Source organism: Maribacter litoralis (genome assembly GCF_902506355.1).
In the GTDB taxonomy this organism is placed as follows: Bacteria; Bacteroidota; Bacteroidia; order Flavobacteriales; family Flavobacteriaceae; genus Maribacter; species Maribacter litoralis.
Genome location: NZ_LR733271.1, coordinates 1,490,786 through 1,508,162, shown reverse-complemented (window position 1 = coordinate 1,508,162; position 17,377 = coordinate 1,490,786). Strand labels below are relative to the sequence as shown.

14 protein-coding genes are annotated in these 17,377 nt (G+C 37.0%); 5 read left to right on the top strand and 9 right to left on the bottom strand.

The genetic code is table 11. From position 1 onward, the window contains the following. Positions 1 to 4 precede the first annotated feature (4 nt). From rnc to pyk, 3 genes are all read left to right on the top strand, one after another. Positions 5 to 739, top strand: coding sequence for a ribonuclease III (gene rnc, locus EXIGUO8A_RS06310; protein WP_116771416.1), 735 nt, complete (start codon positions 5 to 7; stop codon positions 737 to 739). A 115-nt stretch (positions 740 to 854) separates the two neighbouring features. Then, positions 855 to 1,319, top strand: a complete 465-nt coding sequence (locus EXIGUO8A_RS06305) for an IPExxxVDY family protein (RefSeq protein ID WP_116771415.1) — start codon at positions 855 to 857, stop codon at positions 1,317 to 1,319. Positions 1,320 to 1,321: 2 nt separating this feature from the next. Continuing rightward, complete coding sequence (pyk, locus tag EXIGUO8A_RS06300) at positions 1,322 to 2,764, top strand: pyruvate kinase (protein ID WP_116771414.1); 1,443 nt, start codon at positions 1,322 to 1,324, stop codon at positions 2,762 to 2,764. Between the two features lie 72 nt (positions 2,765 to 2,836). On the opposite strand, the gene EXIGUO8A_RS06295 is transcribed toward pyk, so the two are convergent. From EXIGUO8A_RS06295 to dinB, 6 genes are all read right to left on the bottom strand, one after another. After that, positions 2,837 to 3,361, bottom strand: coding sequence for a PAS domain-containing protein (locus EXIGUO8A_RS06295; protein ID WP_159302445.1), 525 nt, complete (start codon positions 3,359 to 3,361; stop codon positions 2,837 to 2,839). Positions 3,362 to 3,624: 263 nt separating this feature from the next. Further along, positions 3,625 to 5,073, bottom strand: a complete 1,449-nt coding sequence (locus tag EXIGUO8A_RS06290) for a TolC family protein (RefSeq protein WP_159302444.1) — start codon at positions 5,071 to 5,073, stop codon at positions 3,625 to 3,627. Next, entirely contained in the window at positions 5,066 to 8,308 is a 3,243-nt protein-coding gene (locus EXIGUO8A_RS06285) for an efflux RND transporter permease subunit (protein WP_159302443.1), read from the bottom strand. The genes EXIGUO8A_RS06290 and EXIGUO8A_RS06285 overlap by 8 nt, the downstream gene beginning before the upstream one ends. A gap of 16 nt (positions 8,309 to 8,324) precedes the next feature. Then, positions 8,325 to 9,410 (bottom strand): efflux RND transporter periplasmic adaptor subunit, encoded by a 1,086-nt coding sequence (locus tag EXIGUO8A_RS06280; protein WP_159302442.1) that lies wholly within the window; start codon positions 9,408 to 9,410, stop codon positions 8,325 to 8,327. A gap of 148 nt (positions 9,411 to 9,558) precedes the next feature. Continuing rightward, positions 9,559 to 9,978 carry a hypothetical protein gene (locus EXIGUO8A_RS06275; protein WP_159302441.1) on the bottom strand — a complete coding sequence of 140 codons (420 nt, stop codon included), beginning with the start codon at positions 9,976 to 9,978 and terminating at the stop codon, positions 9,559 to 9,561. 109 nt (positions 9,979 to 10,087) lie between these two features. Then, entirely contained in the window at positions 10,088 to 11,191 is a 1,104-nt protein-coding gene (gene dinB / locus EXIGUO8A_RS06270) for a DNA polymerase IV (protein ID WP_159302440.1), read from the bottom strand. A gap of 52 nt (positions 11,192 to 11,243) precedes the next feature. Here dinB and EXIGUO8A_RS06265 point away from each other — a divergent pair, with 52 nt between their 5' ends. Further along, entirely contained in the window at positions 11,244 to 11,711 is a 468-nt protein-coding gene (locus EXIGUO8A_RS06265; RefSeq protein ID WP_159302439.1) for a CYTH domain-containing protein, read from the top strand. Further along, positions 11,705 to 12,202: a YciI family protein gene (locus tag EXIGUO8A_RS06260; RefSeq protein WP_159302438.1), complete on the top strand. Its 498-nt coding sequence runs from the start codon at positions 11,705 to 11,707 to the stop codon at positions 12,200 to 12,202. The genes EXIGUO8A_RS06265 and EXIGUO8A_RS06260 overlap by 7 nt, the downstream gene beginning before the upstream one ends. Positions 12,203 to 12,209: 7 nt before the next feature. Here EXIGUO8A_RS06260 and EXIGUO8A_RS06255 read toward each other — a convergent pair whose 3' ends face one another. The 3 genes from EXIGUO8A_RS06255 to EXIGUO8A_RS06245 are packed head-to-tail and all read right to left on the bottom strand — an operon-like array spanning position 12,210 to position 17,355. Further along, complete coding sequence (locus EXIGUO8A_RS06255) at positions 12,210 to 12,782, bottom strand: TetR/AcrR family transcriptional regulator (RefSeq protein ID WP_159302437.1); 573 nt, start codon at positions 12,780 to 12,782, stop codon at positions 12,210 to 12,212. A 17-nt stretch (positions 12,783 to 12,799) separates the two neighbouring features. Beyond that, on the bottom strand, positions 12,800 to 14,203 hold the full coding sequence (locus EXIGUO8A_RS06250) for a TolC family protein (RefSeq protein ID WP_159302436.1): 1,404 nt from the start codon (positions 14,201 to 14,203) through the stop codon (positions 12,800 to 12,802). Between the two features lie 5 nt (positions 14,204 to 14,208). After that, positions 14,209 to 17,355, bottom strand: coding sequence for an efflux RND transporter permease subunit (locus EXIGUO8A_RS06245; protein WP_159302435.1), 3,147 nt, complete (start codon positions 17,353 to 17,355; stop codon positions 14,209 to 14,211). Positions 17,356 to 17,377 lie beyond the last annotated feature (22 nt).

The following is a 17,377-nucleotide window of genomic DNA, read 5'->3' as shown; positions in this document are numbered from 1 at the left end:
TTTTATGTCATTTCCCACAAACTTATTTAATTCCCATCCTAAAGAGGATGGGGATTTTTTTTGGGGAATCACTAAAATTTTAGGTTTCAAGCCTAAGACCTTATCGATATACAAGAAAGCCTTTCTTCATAGATCAATGAACAAAAAGGACGATAAGGGAAATGCAATGAATTATGAGCGCCTAGAATTTTTGGGAGACTCCATGCTTGGTACCATTATATCTAAACATTTGTATAGTGAGGTGCCTGCAGGTGATGAAGGTTACCTTACCAAAATGCGATCTAAAATAGTAAGTAGAGAGCATTTAAATGAACTGGGTAAAGATTTAGGTCTAATTAATTTTGTTGAAAGTAGAATACCTAAATCCCATTTCGGCCAGAACATTCACGGCAATGTCTTTGAGGCATTGGTTGGGGCTATTTATTTAGATCGTGGCTATAAATATTGTGAAAAATTCATTCAGAAAAGGGTTGTAGAGCCTTATGTGGATATTGAACAATTAGAGGGTAGGGTCATTAGCTATAAGAGTTTGGTGATAGAGTGGTGTCAAAAACAAAAAAAATCGTTTGATTTTGATGTTTATGAAGATACCGGTAATGATCCTCTAAAGCATTTTGCCGTAAAGCTTTCAATTGGGGGCGATGTTATTGCAAAGGCTAGGGCTACATCAAAAAAGAAAGCAGAAGAAAGGGCTGCAAAAAGAGCTTTTTTTGCCCTTCAGGATAAAATGGATAACTGATCATTTCGCCAAATGGTAAAATGCTAACATTTTAATAACTTTTAAAGTGTTTTTATCAATTTATGTAACTAGGCATTATAGCTTAGAAGTTCTATATTTACCCTTTTGTTGAGGAATGGCTGCAACTTATAAAATAAATGATGATTTTTACGATGAATCCTTTTGCCTTATAGCTTTACACACTACCTTAGAAGATTTTGCTTTGGCCTATGGTTTAAACCAAAGTATGAAGGCAAAATTTGTAAGGGCAAAAAAGAATTTCAATCTTGCTGAAAATAAATCGTTTCCAATCTTTGAATGGGAAGACGAGTACAATGATATGTACTGGGTGTTGATCGCCAATCATAGCAGTGAAAAAGAACTCATTGTACATGACGATTTATTTAAGAACGAAACAACATTTAAAACGCCAAGGTTACTTCCTGAGTATAAAGATGTTGACTATCTTTTAAAGATTGAAACAGAAAAGGATTTTGATATAAATTCTATAATTAAGAAAATACAAACGTTGCCCAGAATTATGGCGGCGTACGAAATAAGTACAGAAAAACTAAAATCAAAGAACAATCTAATTTTTTAAATATGCCAACTGTAAAAAAGACGAAAATTGTAGCGACCCTTGGGCCTGCAACTAGCAAGAAAGAGGTACTCAGGAGCATGATAGATGCAGGAGTAGACGTATTCAGAATAAACTTCTCACATGCTGATTATGAAGATGTAAAAGAACGTGTGAACATGATCCGCGAGTTAAATGCCGAAATGGAAACAAACACTTCTATTTTAGCGGATTTACAAGGTCCTAAATTACGTGTAGGCGTAATGGCGGGTGATGTTGTTGTTAGTCCTGGTGATGAGATAACCTTTGTAACCGGAGAACCTTTTGAAGGTAGTGCAGAACGTGTTTATATGAATTATAAAGAGTTTCCTAGAGATGTAAAAGCTGGGGAACGTATTCTATTGGACGATGGTAAACTAATGTTCGAAGTAGTAAAAACTAATGGCGAAGATGAAGTTTTGGCCAAGGTTATACAAGGCGGACCGTTAAAGTCCAAGAAAGGGGTAAATTTACCGAATACCAATATCTCTTTACCTGCACTTACAACAAAGGATATTAAAGATGCTGAATTCGCAATCTCGTTAGAGGTGGATTGGATCGCACTTTCTTTTGTAAGATTTAGCCAAGACCTTATTGACTTACAGAATATAATCAATAAACATTCTGACCATAAAATTCCGATTATTGCAAAAATTGAGAAGCCGGAAGCTGTTGAGAATATTGACAAGATCGTCGCCTATTGTGACGGTTTAATGGTGGCTCGTGGAGATTTAGGTGTAGAGGTTCCTGCACAGGAAGTTCCATTAATTCAAAAGCAATTGGTATTACGTGCTAAAAAAGCAAGAATACCGGTAATTATTGCTACACAAATGATGGAGACTATGATAACTAGTCTTACACCAACTAGAGCAGAGGTAAATGATGTTGCCAACTCTGTTATGGATGGTGCTGATGCAGTAATGCTATCTGGCGAAACTTCTGTAGGTAACTACCCTGTTCAGGTAATTGAAAAAATGTCAAGTATTTTAGAGAGTGTTGAAGGATCAGATTTGATTCAGGTTCCACAAAACCCTCCACACATACGTACAAAAAGATTTATCACAAAGTCTATATGTTACCATGCTGCCTTAATGGCAAATGATATCAAGGCCAAAGCAATTTCAACCTTAACAAATAGTGGGTATACTGCATTTCAGATTTCTGCATGGAGACCTAGTGCGTACATTTTAGTCTTTACCTCTAACAAGCGTATATTGACACAGTTGAACTTATTGTGGGGAGTTAAAGCATTCTATTACGATAAATTTGTATCTACAGATGACACTATAGAAGATGTTAACCACATTGCTTTTAATAAAGGACATTTACAAGTAGGCGATATGGTGATCAGTCTTGCGGCAATGCCTATAAAAGAAAAAGGAATGGTAAATACCTTAAGGGTAACTGAAATAGAATCTAAGGATATTTAGTAGATCTAGTATTTTAATTTAAAAAGGACCGCTTGTAATCGGTCCTTTTTTTATGTATTGTAATCGGAGAGTTTATGCTACTTCTTTTTCATAGGCTATAAAATTGACAACATTGCCATTACGGTCAAAAATAGGTTCGCCTTGTATACAACAATTATATGTAGAACCATCTTTTCTGTAATTGACGACAGTAACTTCAAATGAATTCTTTTCCTTAATTGCATTTGAAACTATTTTTAATGTAGATTTTGAGGTTAATTCACCTTGAAACATTTTTGGACTTTTACCTAAAATTTCCTCTGGTCTGTATTGACTCATATTCCACATATTCTTTGTGGCAAAAACAATATTTAATTGAGTATCGGTTACTACAATAATATTTTTGTCAGTCCTTAATTTCTTATCTATAATACTTGGGTCAATATTCCATGAATTTGAAGAAACCAATGATAAGAGGGAATTATAATCCTCTTCTAAATGCTTAATATCCTCATAGTTTGGAGCATAAAAATCCCAAGAAAGTACAGGTAGCATTGTAAATTTTAAACTTTTTCTAAACTTGATATTTGCATTATCATAATCTCTTAGCTCATTCATTTTGTGAAGTTTAGATTGAAAAATATTTTTGTTTTCATTACGCTTGGCGTTAAAGCTAAGAAAATTACCTACTATGATAATAACTTTAATAATGGATTAATATAAATGTTTAAGTAATCATATAAGTTTAGGTATTACAGGCATTAAAACGTTGAACAATTAAAAGAGTAATAATCCTTAAATATGGGCAATTCATTAAAAATCCCCAATAATGTTTTACCACTATTGAGGATTTTCTTTAATTGAAATTAACTACGGTGTAGTTAGTTCCATCCACCACCTAAGGCTTGATAAACATTTATATTTGCCAATAGTTGATCTTTTTTGGTTTCAACCAACTCCATTTTAGACTCCAGTGCTTCACGCTGTGTTAAAAGTACCTCAATGTATTCTATTCTTGCCGATTGAAATAGCCTTGTAGACAAATCAATAGATGCCGTTAAAGCTTCCACTTGTTCCTCTTTTAGAACGTAGCTTTTTTTAAGGTTTTCTATTTTAGATAGCATGTTCACTACTTCTATATATCCACTTAAAATTGCTTTTTCATACTCATAAACTGCCTGAATCTGCTTAGAATTTGCAGTGTTATAATCAGCTTTAATAGCATTTCTATTGATTAATGGACCTACAATATCCCCAACGGCACTATAGAGTAAAGATTCTGGAGTTTGTGTTAGGTACTTAGGTTTAAACGCTTGTAAACCTACACCTGCCTTAAGCCCAATAGAAGGGTAAAAGTTAGCTCTTGCAACCTTAATATTCAGTTTTGCGGCTTCCAGTTCAAATTCCGCTTGTCTAATATCGGGTCTATTTAAAAGTATCTGCGAAGGAATACCGGCATTTATTGCATTGATTTTGGTTTCAATGAAATCTTCAGCATTTCTATTAATGGGTTGTGGCTGTCTACCGACCAAAAAATTCAACTTGTTTTCCATTTCAACAATTTCTTGTTGAACTTCAAATTTGTGACTTTTGTTCTTGGCTACCTCCGCCTCAAACCTTTTAACTGCCAATTCTGTGGCTCTGGCAGCTTCTTTTTGTAATCGAACCATTTTTAAAGCGTTGCCCTGTAGTTCTAGATTTTGTTCAATAATTGCCAATTGATTATCTAATGCGATCAATTCATAATATGACTGGGCAATTTCTGCTATTAACCTTGTCACCATAAAGTTTTTTCCCTCAATGGTAGACAAGTACTCTAATGCCGCCGCCTTTTTAGAATTGCGAAGTTTTTTCCAAACATCAAGTTCCCATGTAGCAAATAATCCTGCGGAATAATCGGTTAACGGTTCTGGAAATTCTTCTCCCTCTTTTACATCCAGGTTTTTTTCAACAGCACCGTTACGCGTGTATTCGCCAACCTTTTCTACCTCTGCGCTAACACCGTAATCAATAAAAGGAAGGTATTCTCCTTTTCTGGCTTTTACTTCATTTTGTGCTACATCAATCTGCTGCATCATAATGCGTAACTCTTGGTTGTTGGCCAATGCCGTATCTATTAAGGCCACCAGGTATTCGTCTTCAAAGAAATCTTTCCATTTTAATTGTGCACTATTAACGCTATCCGTTAATTGTTGTGCATAATTCTCTGGAAGATCTTTATTGGCTACTATCAATTCTTTAGTGGGTACACAAGAATAGAAAAAGCCTATTTGAATTAGAAGCACGAAAAGCAATTTTCCATGCTTCAAGGGTTTAATAACTTTAATCATTATCTTCTCTTTTGGTTAGTTTTTTAATCATTTGTTTTAACTCACGAAGCTTTTGACGGGTTTTGCTTTCGCCCTCACTGATTCGTACAAATTCTTCTGAAATTGGCTCGTCAGATTCTCCTTTTATGAGTCCGCGACCATCTGCCATTCTTGCAAAAATGTAGTACAGACCAGGAATTATAAGTACTCCTATTAGGGTACCCATAAGCATACCTCCCATGGCAGATCCACCTATGGTTCTATTTCCGATTGCACCTGCGCCATGTGCAATTACCAACGGAATCAATCCTGCTATAAAAGCAAAAGAAGTCATTAAAATTGGTCTAAAACGTACTTTTGCACCCTCAATGGCGGCTTCTAGAATGGTGCTGCCCTGTCTTCTTTTCTGTACCGCAAATTCTACGATAAGCACAGCATTTTTACCTAAGAGACCAACAAGCATTATGAGTCCGATTTGTGCATAAACATCGTTTGCCAGCCCCATAGCCTTTAGCATAAAGAAAGACCCTAAAACACCTACCGGTAATGACAAGATGATGGTCAACGGAAGTAAGAAACTTTCATACTGAGCGGCAAGAACAAAGTAAACGAAGATTAAAACTACCATGAAAATGTAAATGGATTCATTACCTCTTTGTGCCTCATCATACGATAATCCTTCCCAAGCTACATCAAAACCCCTGGGCAGTGTTTGTTCTGCAACTTCGTTTATGGCCTCAATAGCATCTCCACTAGTAAATCCAATTGCCGGAAGCCCTCTTATGGAAGCTGAATTGTACAGATTGTAACGGGTAATTTCATTCGGACCCAGTTTCTTTTCCATGGACATAAATGCAGAATATGGCACCATTTCGCCTTCTTCGTTCTTTACGAACAATTTCTCCAGGTCAGAAGGCAAGGCCCTATATTCTGGAGCTGCCTGGGTATACACTTTAAAGAATCTACCAAAACGTATAAAACCTTGCTCGTAAGTACTACCAATAAGAATATTTAGGTTTTCCATGGCTTTATCTATGGAAACCCCTTTTTGCATGGCTATTTTATTATTGATTTTCAATTCGTACTGCGGATAGTTGGCCGAGTAAAAAGTAAATAGCCCAGTTAGTTCTCCACGCTCGGACAATGCAGCCATAAAATCATTGTTGATTTTTTCAAATTCGTGATAATCGGTTCCATCGGTTTTGTCAAGAAGACGCATGGAAAATCCCCCGGAAGAACCAAAACCAGGTACCGCAGGTGGCTCAAAATATTCAATTACGGCTCCAAGATCTTTGGTTTCCTCTTCCAGTTCTTCCATAATTTCATGAACAGAATGGTGGCGGTCTCCCCAAGGTTTAAGGTTAATTAAAACCGTACCGGCATTAGATCCACGACCTTCTGTCATAATTTCGTAACCAGCTAATGAAGAAGCAGATTCAACACCCTCGGTTTCCTCACAGATCAATTGCAGTTTTCTTGCTACATCATTGGTACGTTCTAGCGTAGAACCCGGTGGAGTCTGAATAATGGCATAAATCATACCTTGGTCTTCATTTGGTATAAACCCTGCAGGTAAAGATTCATTTGTAAAGAAAATACCAACGCAAAATGCCGCTAGAATACCAAAGGTAAGTACTCGTCTAGCCACAATTTTATTCAGCACCTTAACATAGCTACCGGTTAGTTTCTCAAAACCTTTATTGAACCAATCAACGAATTTATCAATAGGTGATTTTTTACGTTTTTTACCGTTATCCTTCTTAAGGATCATGGCACAAAGCACCGGTGTCAATGTCAATGCAACAATGGCAGATAAAATAATGGATCCCGCCATGGTTATGGAAAACTGTCTGTAGAAAACACCAACGGGCCCCGTCATAAAAGCAATGGGAATAAATACGGAAACCATTACCAATGTAATGGCAATAATTGCCCCTCCAATTTCATTTACCACTAGTTTTACCGCTTCATAGGGGCTCAAGTGTTTTTCTTCCATTTTGGCATGCACTGCTTCTACCACCACAATGGCATCATCGACCACTATACCAATAGCGAGTACCAAAGCAAATAGCGTAATTAAGTTTATGGAGAGACCGAACAATTGCATTATAAAAAATGCCCCGATCAAAGAAACAGGTACGGCTATAATGGGTATTAAGGTAGAACGCCAATCGCCCAAAAAGAGGAAAACTACAATGGCAACCAATATAAATGCATCTCTTAATGTATGTATAACTTGATCTATGGATGCGTTTAAAAAGTTAGATACATCATAGCTAATTTTATAATCTAAACCTGTGGGCAATTCTGTTTTTAACTCTGCCAGTTTCTCTTTGACTTCGGCAATTACATCGCTGGCATTACTACCAAAAGTTTGTTTTAATACAATAGAGGCAGAGGGCTTACCATCTAGATTAGAGTAGATATCAAAGAACTCACTGCCTAATTCAACATCGGCAACATCGCCCAAGGTTAGTATTTCTCCTTCTGGGTTCGCCTTAAGAATTATGTCTTTGTACTGTTGTGGCTCATCATACCTATCTTGGTATAAGAGCACATATTCTAGTGACTGCGATGTTTTACCTGAACTTTGCCCAATTCTACCTGGTCGAGCCAAAATACTCTGCTCCTCCATAGCTTGAAGAATCTCTTCTGCAGAAATATTATAGGCACGCATACGGTCTGGTTTCAACCATACGCGCATAGCAAACTTTCGGCTACCTAAAATTTGAGCACTTGCAATACCGTCTATTCGCTGAATTTCAGGAATCATTTTAGTATAGGCATAGTTATAAAGAAACAACTCATGGTCGTCACTATTGTCGCTATATAGATTTACGTACATTAACATACTTGGCTGTACGGGAGTTATGATAACCCCTTCTCGTTGCACCAGTTCTGGTAATAAGGGCATAACTTGATCTACCCTTGTTTTTACCCTAACCACGGCTTGATTTGGATCTGTGCCGGGTTCAAAAATAATACGGAGCGTACCTTCACCTGCACTAGTTGCATCAGAGGCAATATAGCGCATACCTTGAACACCGTTTATAGCGGTTTCTAAAGGGATAAGCGTGGATTTCACCAATACATCTGCGCTAGAACCAGGGTAGGCAATAAAGATATTGACCGTCGTAGGTGCAATATCAGGGAATTGTGAAATAGGCAATTGCTTAATGGAAAGCAACCCTACGAATACTATGATTACCGATATGACGATGGCCAATACCGGTCTTTTTATAAACTTACTGAACATGTTCTTTGTTTTTTAGTTACTCGGCGTAAACTGCCAATTTTGACATTACTTCGGCAGGTTCGGCAAATACGGTTTCTATCTTTTCGTTGTTTTTAACCATTCTAATACCGTCTACTAAAATTCTGTCCGTTGGCTGTAATCCCTTGCTTATCACAAAAAGGTGAGGAAGTTCTGCGGAAACGGAAATTTCGGTTTGGTGAACAACATCGTCTTGATCCAAAACAAAAACGTAGCGTTTGTCCAATATTTCAAAAGTTGCTTTTTGAGGTATGATCAATGCAGATTTAAAAGGAATGGTCATAAGAACACTACCGGTTTCACCATGCCTTAGAATTTGATCTGGATTTGGGAAGGTGGCCCTAAAGGCAATATTACCGGTTTCATTGTTGAATTCACCTTCAATAGTTTCAACAATACCCTTTTGGTTGAACTTTTTGTTGTTCGCCATTAAGAGTTGTACCTCTTTTTTGGCATCTTTATCAGTACTCATTATGTAGTCTAGATACTCTGCTTCGGGCACATTGAAATACACCCACATTTTAGAATTATCCGATAATGTGGTCAATAGTTCACCCTCATCTAAAAGGCTTCCTTCCCTAACGTGTAAATGGTCCATAATACCATCAAAAGGTGCACGAATATTGGTGAAACCTAAATGGGTCTGTGCTAACGATACTTCGGCATTGGCTTTGTCATAATTGGCTTTTGCCATGGCAAGTTCGTTTTTAGAAACGACATTACCATCGGTTAAAAGTTGGGTGTTTTGTAATTCTATTTCGGCAACTTTTGCCTCTGCTTTTGCTTTTTGTAGATCGGCTTCATAGATGTTCGGCATAATGTTGAACATTTTTTGCCCTTTTTTCACAATCTGACCTTCGTCAACGTGAATTTCCTTCAAATACCCTTTCTCTAAGGCTCTTAGTTCAATATGTTTAAAGGAGTTAATTTGACACACATAGTCTTTTGTAATTGAAGTATCTTTTTTAATGGGACTAGTGACTAAAAATTTGGTGTGCTCTTCTTTTTTTTCTTTTTTAGAATTACAGCTTGCCGCAATAAACAATGTGCATGCGGTAGCGATCAGGAGTACGCTCTTGGTCATAAAAATGAATATTTAATTGATTGGAAAATGTAATTTGAAAATGTGGAGACATACAACATTAAAGCACAAGATGATACATCTTAAATTGGCTGTTGCTTAATAATGTTGTGATGTTCGGGTCAAGTTGAGTACTTGACCTAGGGAAATTTTAAATGCGAAATACCTGGTATAGGACAAAGCGCCTATTTGCTACAGGTAGAAAAGTAAATAGCTTGTGTAGTGTGCTGTTATTTGTAAAATAGCTGAATAAGAATAAAACAGCTAATAAATAAAAAGAAGCAGAGGCTTGTTGGTACTCCACCACTTTTTTAACATGAGATTGCTCATTCTCTTCTTCTTCAATTTCAATAGCTTCAATCTCAAGAAGCTTGTTGAGGTTGCCAAATGAGTTTTTAAGAACTGCTTTATGAAAAGAAGCCGCCTCTGGGGTATTTGAAATTGAATTTGAGAGTTTTTGAACCGAATGAAAAGAAGTACCCTCTATATTGTAGTTAGCAAATAGGGGGCTGTATATACCCGTAAGTAGTATACAGAGGGAAAGAAGAAATTTTAATAAACTCTTTTTCATTTAAAGCAACCAAAATTATCTTAGCAATTATTGCTGTACAACTATAAGCCGTTAATTTTTGTTAACTTTTTTAATTATTGGACAAAAGGTTAAAAAAAGGGTGCAATATTTAAAAATCAAACTTTAATTGCACTAAAATTGATTTATCGTCAGTTTTTTTGGCTTTTTTATCCTCTGTATTTAGGTTAGATAAAGAAATACCTAATAGCCTAACGGAATTTTGCAGCTCTTCTTGGTATAAAAGATCTTTTGCAGTCTCTAAAATGAGGTCTTTATCAGCTATAAAATAAGGCATTGTTTTACTTCTGGTATTTAAAGTAAAATCGCTGTATTTTATCTTCAGGGTGATTGTTTTACCGGCAACTTTTGATTTCGTTAGTCTTCTTTCTAATTCTTGGGCAATGTGCTCTAATCGCTCTAGCATAAAAACCTCACTGCTAAGATTTTCATTGAAAGTACGCTCTGCACCAACTGATTTTGGAATGCGGTGTGGTTTAACTTCGCTGTTGTGTATACCACGTACCACGTGGTAATAGTAGGGACCGCTCTTGCCAAAATTATCAGCTAGAAATTCGATTGATTTTCCTTTTAAGTCCTTGCCGGTAAAAATGCCCAGCTTATACATTTTTTCAGCGGTGACTTTACCCACTCCATAAAACTTACGTATGTCTAAATTTTCCAAAAAAGGAATCACTTCTTCTGGGTTTACGGTTTTTTGTCCGTTAGGTTTATTTATATCACTAGCAACTTTGGCTATGAATTTGTTGATGGAGATGCCTGCAGAAGCATTTAAGCCTGTTTTTTCTAGAATGCGTTGACGAATTTCAGTGGCAAGCATGGTAGCAGAAGGATTCCCTTTTTTGTTGACGGTAACATCAAGATAAGCTTCGTCAAGAGACAGCGGTTCTACAAGATCAGTGTATTCAAAGAAAATTGCCCGTATTTGCTTTGAGATTTCTTTGTAACGGTCAAACCGCGGTTTTACAAAAGTTAGGTGTGGACAGTTTTTTTTGGCTTGAAATCCGCTCATTGCACTGCGTACCCCAAATTTACGGGCTTCATAATTGGCGGCAGAAACAACACCTCTTTTTTCACTTCCGCCTACTGCCAGAGGTTTCCCTTTTAAATCAGGGTTATCCAATTCTTCTACAGAGGCATAAAATGCATCCATATCAACATGAATAATTTTTCGCAAGGGCATTTCATTGGGCATAAGCAAATTTAAGACTTATCTTAGTTTTTGGATAGTAGTTTTAACCATTCATATGATAGAAATAGAGCGTAAATTTTTGGTGAAATCTGACGATTATAAATCGGTAGCAAGTTCTAAAACCAGAATTGTTCAAGGTTTTTTAAACACCGATCCCAATAGAACGGTAAGGGTAAGGATTAAGGGAGAGCTAGGCTTTATTACCGTAAAGGGGAAATCCAATACTTCCGGCACATCTAGATTTGAATGGGAAAAAGAAATTTCTGTAGAAGATGCAGAAAATCTATTGAAGTTGTGTGAAAAAGGAATTCTAGATAAATACAGGTATGAAGTACCGATAGGAAACCATGTTTATGAGGTTGATGAATTTTATGATGAAAATGAAGGACTAACAGTGGCTGAAATCGAATTGAACCATGAAAATGAATCTTTTGATAAACCCGCTTGGCTTGGAATTGAAGTAACAGGAGAAGTAAAATACTATAACTCTCAATTAAGCAAAACACCCTTTAATTTATGGTAAGTAATAGAAACATTTGTTGGGTATTAATAGCGTTAATCTTTATACAGGCCTGTAAAGAAAATACAACGGAAGTCGCCAACGTTGAACCTAAAGCGCAAAAGAAATCGGCGGCAAAGTTGAAGACAGAGCTTACTGACAAAGGTTTTCAAATTTTTGAATATGTAGATGAAAAAACCAAGGACACCGTACTTATGCAAGAGTACTATATTGCTTTTTTAAAAAGTGGACCAAACCGTAAGCAAACCAAATCTGAGGCAGATAGCCTACAACGTCTGCACATGGCGCATTTGAGTAAGATGTATGAATTAGGGTATGCCGATATTTCGGGTCCTTTTGGAGATGATGGAGATATTAAGGGAATCACAATTTACAATACACCAAATATTGAAATGGCCGATAGTTTGGCAAATGCAGATCCTATGGTAAAGGCAGGAAGGTTACAAATAGAAATTCACCCATGGTGGGCTGCAAAAGGTTTTGGACTACGTTAACACGTTTTTATTTTTTAATGCCATGTAACGGCACTATAATTAAATGTTCCAAAAGTTCATCTGTAGTATAGCTATCAAAAAAATCTCTATTTGGTACTATTACCTCATTTATTCTAAGAAGAAATAGCTCGCATATGAGCTTAATGTTTATGTTATCTCTTAAGAGTCCTTTAGTCTTTGCTTCTTCCAATAAATCCAAAACGTAGGTCCAGACTACCGCTTTGGTAAAATTGTCATAAAGTCTATAGGATTGAAGGTAATATTTCTTTAAGCTATATAAAAAAGTAGGACTTAGGTTTCTTAGCTCCTTAAGTCCTACTCTATAAATATGAATAATATTATTAAATGGATTTGGCGTTTGATCAGAAGTTTGAAAAAACCTACTCATTTTATCATGCGTTCTATTCAGTAAAAGTGTAACACTTTCGTGTACAAGATCACTCTTGTTTTCAAAAACTTCATATAATGTTTTTTTAGAGATGCCAAGGGTCTCAGCCACATCATCCATTCCGACCCTTTTGCATCCATATTTAGAGAAAAGCACTAATGCCTGTTCAATATATTCAGTTTTTTTCTGCATTTTTTTAAAGCATAGATCTATTGCCATCCGCCACCAAGTGAGCGATATAACTCTACGGTAGCCGATAGTTGAGAAAATTTGTTGTCCACTAAATTGAGTTCGGCGTTCAATGAATTTTCTCTTGCCGTTAATAGATCTAAATACGTTAGGTAACCACTGTTCAATAGTTCTTCAGAATTGGTTTCAGCTCTTTTTAGGGCAACCACTTGTTTACTCACGAATACTTCTTTTTCAACAGCAATATTGTAATCGTATAAAGCTTCTGACACTTCTTTGCCAGCTGTTAAAAGTGCTTGTTTAAAGCTTAGCAACGACTGCTCTTGCTCTATTTTTGCAACTTCATAAGCAGTTCTAATTTTTCGCCCATTAAAAATAGGTTGTGTAAGTCCGCCAACTAGGTTTGCAAAGATGGAGCTAGAATCTATCCAGTTATCAATTTCTAAACTTTGCAGTCCACCTTGGGCAGATAGCGTAATAGAAGGGTAAAAGTTACTTCTAGCAACATTTGTTAGCTCAAAGCTGTTCACCAATCCATATTCTGCCTGCATAATATCTGGTCTGTTGCGTAATAAAAGGGCAGGTACACCAAGTTTTAAATCACTAGGTAGTGTTTGCTCATCTAGTGTACTACGCGCATAATCCTGTGGTGGTTCACTTAGCAAAATACTCAAGGTATTTTCAGCTTGATATTGTAGGTTCTTAAGGTCTAATAATTGACTTTGAGCACTATATAGTTGTGCCGCGGTCTGATCTACACCTACTTGGTTTTCTTGACCAGCTTCTTTTAACGCTTCAATGGTCTCCAAACTTTTAGAACGTGTTTCTATGGTTTTCTCGGTAACCGCAATCTGTTTGTCCAAAGCCAATAATTGGTAATACGTAGTCGCAATTTGTGCAACTAAACTTGTTTTTACCGCTTTGTGGGCAGCTACGGTTTGTAGGTAGCTGGCATCACTGGCACGTTTAGTACTTCTAATTTTGCCCCATATATCGGCTTCCCAAGAAACGGTACCAGACATTTCAAATTGATTGTATGGTTGGGTAAAAAGTGTACCAAACTGTCCGTTTTCACTGTTCTTTGCCGTTCTTGTAGCGCTTGCGGCACCGTTCAAGGTAGGCAAATAACCTGCCTTACCTTGTTTAACATATGCCTCTGCAGCAGCAATATTCTGCAATGCAATTCTAATATCAAGATTGTTTTGCAATCCCCTTTCTATATATGTCTTTAAATAAGAATCTGTAAAAAGGTCTTTATATGAAACCGTTGCAAAAGAGATACTGTCTTGTGGCAGATTATCTGTTCTATAAAGGTTTTCTGTTTCTACACTGGGGCGTTCATACGTTTTTGCTGTAAAACAAGACTGCAACAAAAGCGGTAATAATGCAACCAGTATTAGTTTATTAGTGACTAATTTATTCATGATTTCTATAGTTCTTTATTTTCAATAACTTCTTGTGGTGCGCCCGAAATACGCTCTTGCATGGTTTGGAAAATGACATATAATGCCGGTATAACAAACAAACCGAATATGGTACCTATTAACATACCACCAACGGCACTCATACCAATAGATCTATTACCTACTGCACCAATACCGCTAGACAGAGCCAATGGCATTAATCCAAGAATAAAGGCGAACGAAGTCATTAAAATAGGTCTAAGTCTCGCTTTTGCACCATCTATGGCAGAATCGATTATTGACATGCCATGTTTTCTACGTTGCAAAGCAAACTCTACAATAAGAATGGCATTCTTAGAAAGAAGACCAATAAGCATGATCAAAGCTATCTGAAAATAGATGTTGTTTTCAAGTCCGGCCATACTTACAAATCCAATAGCACCGGCAATACCTATTGGTAATGATAGTATTATCGATAATGGTAAGATGTACGACTCGTACTGTGCACTTAATAAGAAGTATACGAATACCAAACTCAGCATAAATATGATGATGGTTTGGCTGCCCGCACTATTTTCTTCTTTGGTAAGGCCAGAATACTCATAGGTGTAGTTATTAGGTAAAACCTGTGCTGTTACCTCTTCAATAGCCGCAATAGCATCACCCGTTGAGTACCCAGGGTTCATTGCACCGTTAATTTTTACCGAACTTAAAAGGTTAAATCTACTAACCACTTCCGGACCGTATATTTTCTTCAATGAAACAAATTGTGATACCGCAACAGATTCTCCGTTGGCATTCGTTACAAAAATGTGGTTCAATGAATTTTCATCTGCTCTATCCTCAGGTTTAGCCTGTATCATTACACGGTATTGCTTACCGAATTTGTTGAAATCTGTTGTGTAAAGACCACCATAGTAACCCTGCATTGCACTAAAAACATCTGTTACTGCCAAGCCGGCCATTTTGGTTTTTTCCACATCTACCTGTAACTCGTATTGAGGGAAGTTAGAGTTAAAGTTCGTAATGGCATATTGTACCTCTGGCCTAGCGTTCAGTGCCGCTAAGAATTCATTGGTAACATCATTTACAGAAGACCAATCATCGGCATCTTTACTCTGTAAGTTCATTTCAAAACCTGTAGAGTTACCAAAACCTCTAACACTTGGCGGAGTAAAGAAGAATATTTTAGCATCTTTTAAACCAGCTGTTTTAGCGAATAGACTACCTAGAACCGCTTTAACAGATTCGCCTTCACCTTCTCTTTCTGCCCAGTTTTTAAGTCGTAGTACAGAGAATCCGTAAGAACCACCATTAACACTGTTCAAAATACTGAAACCCGTAATGTTCATTCTCGCTTCAATGATATCCATAGATTGATAAATGGAATCAAGTTTTTTCACTGTCTTTTGCGTTTGTTCCAAAGTAGTGCCCGGTGGCATGGTAACATCGGCAAAAATTAGTCCTTGATCCTCATTGGGTATAAATCCTGTTGGGGTAGACCTAAATAGCATAACCGCAATTAGGGAGAATATTATAAGCGATCCCCACGTCAACCATTTTCTTTTGGCAAAGAGTTTAACAGAACCAACATATTTATCTGTCATGGCATCAAACCCAGTGTTGAAAGCAGAGAAGAAACGTTTGGTAAATCCTTTTTTATGTTCTTCGGATGGGTTATGAGGCTTCAATAAAAGTGCAGCCAATGCCGGACTCAAGGTTAATGCATTCACCGCAGAAATAAGAATGGCGATGGCCAAGGTAATACCAAATTGTTGGTAGAACACACCCGATGATCCACTAATGAAAGACACCGGAATAAATACTGCTGACATCACCAAGGTAATCGAGATAATTGCTCCTGAAATTTCGGACATGGCAGATTTTGTAGCCACTTTAGCATTCGTTGCCCCTTCTTCCATTTTCGCATGCACCGCTTCGACTACCACAATGGCATCATCCACTACAATACCAATGGCGAGAATCATCGCGAACAAAGTCAGCATGTTAATGGAATATCCAAATAGGGATAAGAAGAAGAACGTACCTACAATGGCCACTGGAACGGCAATAGCGGGTATTAATGTAGATCTAAAATCTTGTAAGAAGATGAATACTACCAAGAAAACCAATAAGAAGGCTTCAATTAATGTTTGTATTACATGGTCAATAGAAGCACTTAAGAAATCTTTTGAGTTAAATGGAATTACATAATCCAATCCTTTTGGAAAATCTTTTTGGCTCTCTTGTAAAATGCTTTCAATTTCGTCAATAATGGCATTTGCATTAGATCCAGAGGTTTGAAAGACCCCAACGGCAGTACCGGGTTTACCCATACCTTCGTTCTTTGTACCGTAGTTGAAAGCTCCTAATTCAATCTCGGCTACATCCTTTAATCTTAAAAACTGTCCGTTTTCCTGTGCTCTAATAATAATGTCTTCATATTCCGCTTCTTCAGAAAGACGACCTTTATATTTTAATACATACTCATAAACACCATCAGCATTTTCACCGATCTTACCGGTTGCCGCTTCAAGGTTTTGCTCGTTTAACGCTGCTTGAATATCAGATGGCATTAAATTATATGCTGCCATTTTTTCTGGATTTAACCAGATACGCATTGAGTAATCTTTAGAACCAAATACGGTTACATTACCTACACCTTCAATACGTTGTAACTTGGGTACGATATTAATTCTTGCATAGTTTTCAACGAATGTAGCGTCATACTCATCACTATCTGAGAATAATGAGAAGAACAGCAATGCACTGGTTTGTGATTTCTGTGTAATTACACCGGTTTGAACCACGGTCTGTGGTAATACACTATTTGCTCTCGCAACCCTGTTCTGTACGTTAACCGCTGCAATATCTGGGTCAGTACCAAGTTTAAAAAATACATTGATGGTAGATGCACCGTCGTTACTCGCGTTAGAGGTCATGTACAGCATGTCTTCAACACCATTAATCTGTTCCTCTAACGGAATAACAACACTGTTCAATACGGTTTCAGCATTTGCCCCGGTATAGGTACTTGTTACCTGAACTGTTGGTGGGGCAATTTCTGGATATTGTTCTACTGGCAAGGTTGATAAACCCAAAATACCAAGTATGACGATGATGATCGATATCACCGTAGAAAGTACGGGACGATCTATAAATCTTTGAAACATTGTTCTTTATTTATATGTTATA

Coding starts and splice junctions, on each gene's coding strand:
- EXIGUO8A_RS06275 (WP_159302441.1), bottom strand. CDS start 9,978: ATGAAAAAGAGTTTATTAAAATTTCTTCTTTCCCTCTGTATACTACTT.
- dinB (WP_159302440.1), bottom strand. CDS start 11,191: ATGCCCAATGAAATGCCCTTGCGAAAAATTATTCATGTTGATATGGAT.
- EXIGUO8A_RS06285 (WP_159302443.1), bottom strand. CDS start 8,308: ATGTTCAGTAAGTTTATAAAAAGACCGGTATTGGCCATCGTCATATCG.
- rnc (WP_116771416.1), top strand. CDS start 5: ATGTCATTTCCCACAAACTTATTTAATTCCCATCCTAAAGAGGATGGG.
- EXIGUO8A_RS06250 (WP_159302436.1), bottom strand. CDS start 14,203: ATGAATAAATTAGTCACTAATAAACTAATACTGGTTGCATTATTACCG.
- EXIGUO8A_RS06260 (WP_159302438.1), top strand. CDS start 11,705: ATGGTAAGTAATAGAAACATTTGTTGGGTATTAATAGCGTTAATCTTT.
- EXIGUO8A_RS06305 (WP_116771415.1), top strand. CDS start 855: ATGGCTGCAACTTATAAAATAAATGATGATTTTTACGATGAATCCTTT.
- EXIGUO8A_RS06295 (WP_159302445.1), bottom strand. CDS start 3,361: ATGAATGAGCTAAGAGATTATGATAATGCAAATATCAAGTTTAGAAAA.
- EXIGUO8A_RS06280 (WP_159302442.1), bottom strand. CDS start 9,410: ATGACCAAGAGCGTACTCCTGATCGCTACCGCATGCACATTGTTTATT.
- EXIGUO8A_RS06255 (WP_159302437.1), bottom strand. CDS start 12,782: ATGCAGAAAAAAACTGAATATATTGAACAGGCATTAGTGCTTTTCTCT.
- pyk (WP_116771414.1), top strand. CDS start 1,322: ATGCCAACTGTAAAAAAGACGAAAATTGTAGCGACCCTTGGGCCTGCA.
- EXIGUO8A_RS06290 (WP_159302444.1), bottom strand. CDS start 5,073: ATGATTAAAGTTATTAAACCCTTGAAGCATGGAAAATTGCTTTTCGTG.
- EXIGUO8A_RS06245 (WP_159302435.1), bottom strand. CDS start 17,355: ATGTTTCAAAGATTTATAGATCGTCCCGTACTTTCTACGGTGATATCG.
- EXIGUO8A_RS06265 (WP_159302439.1), top strand. CDS start 11,244: ATGATAGAAATAGAGCGTAAATTTTTGGTGAAATCTGACGATTATAAA.